Annotated in this window: 1 protein-coding gene and 1 pseudogene; one reads left to right on the top strand and one right to left on the bottom strand. The window is 64.7% G+C overall.

All coding sequences use genetic code 11. The features are described 5' to 3' along the window. Window positions 1–313: pseudogene (locus tag EN939_RS35440) on the top strand (alpha/beta hydrolase); the annotation flags it as partial. Window positions 314–361: 48 nt separating this feature from the next. On the opposite strand, the gene EN939_RS35435 reads toward EN939_RS35440, so the two are convergent. Further along, window positions 362–1,071: molybdopterin molybdotransferase MoeA (locus EN939_RS35435; RefSeq protein ID WP_164751572.1), on the bottom strand; the 710-nt coding region annotated here is incomplete at its 5' end.

Below are 1,071 nucleotides of genomic sequence, written 5' to 3'. Positions count from 1 at the left end.
GATTTCGGGTGTCCACGATCTGCGTCCGATCATGCGCACCGAGATGAACGCGACTCTGGCCATCGACGAAGATGAGGCGCTGGCTGAAAGCCCGGCGCTGCTGCGGCCCATGGATGGTGCCCGCATCACCTGTTGGGCCGGTGGCGGCGAGCGCGCCGAATTCCTGCGCCAGAATGCGCTGCTTGCCAACATCTGGACCGGCCTCGGCGCCACCACCGGCACCGTGGTCGAGCCTGACCGGCATCATTTCAGCATTGTCGACGGCCTTGCCGATCCGGCGCATCCGCTGACCCGCGCCTTGATATCGGAATAGCGCCGACGTAATTTTCTGTTTGTTATTAATGGTTTGTTCTGCGCTGCTTCAGCGCAGCATCAGTACGCTGCAAGCCTCGCCAGCAGCTGCTGCGGGGGCAAACGGCGCCCGCACGATCAGCCCGTTGGCGTCGGCCAGCATTCTCAGCATCGAGGAATCCTGGATACCGAACGGCGTCGCCACCAGCGCGCCGTCATCTTCCCTGACCACCGCTCGCACATAGTCCTGGCGCAGATCATTGGCCGGCATGGCGGCACCCAACCGTGCCGGACGTATGTCCTGGCGATGATTGCGGCCGCCGAGCCGCGCCAGCAGCGGCTTCAGGAACAACTGCGAGCAGACCAGGCTTGCCACCGGATTGCCGGGCAGGCCGATGCACCTGATATCGCCGAGGCGGCCGAACATCAGCGGCTTGCCAGGACGCATGGCGATCTTCCAGAAGCCGAGCGTCATGCCTTCGCCGGTCAGCACGTCGTGGATCAGGTCGTGATCGCCGACCGAGGCGCCACCAAGCGTCACAATGACATCCGCACCGGCCGCGACCGCTTTTTGCACCAGTTCGGCGATAGCCTCCTTGCGATCGGCGGCAATGCCGAGATCGAGCGCGCGGGCGCCGACCGAGTGTGCGGTGGCGGCGACGCCATAGGCATTCGATGAAATGATCTGGTCCGGGCCGAGATCGCTGCCCGGCGGCAGCAATTCGTCGCCGGTGGCGATAATGGCGACCAGCGGCCGTTTCACCACGCTGACCCGAGGAT

The sequence above is a fragment of the Mesorhizobium sp. M7A.F.Ca.CA.002.05.1.1 genome (assembly GCF_003998335.1).
Lineage (GTDB): Bacteria > Pseudomonadota > Alphaproteobacteria > Rhizobiales > Rhizobiaceae > Mesorhizobium.
Note: the sequence above shows the minus strand (reverse complement) of the source record. Positions and strands in the feature narration are given on the sequence as shown.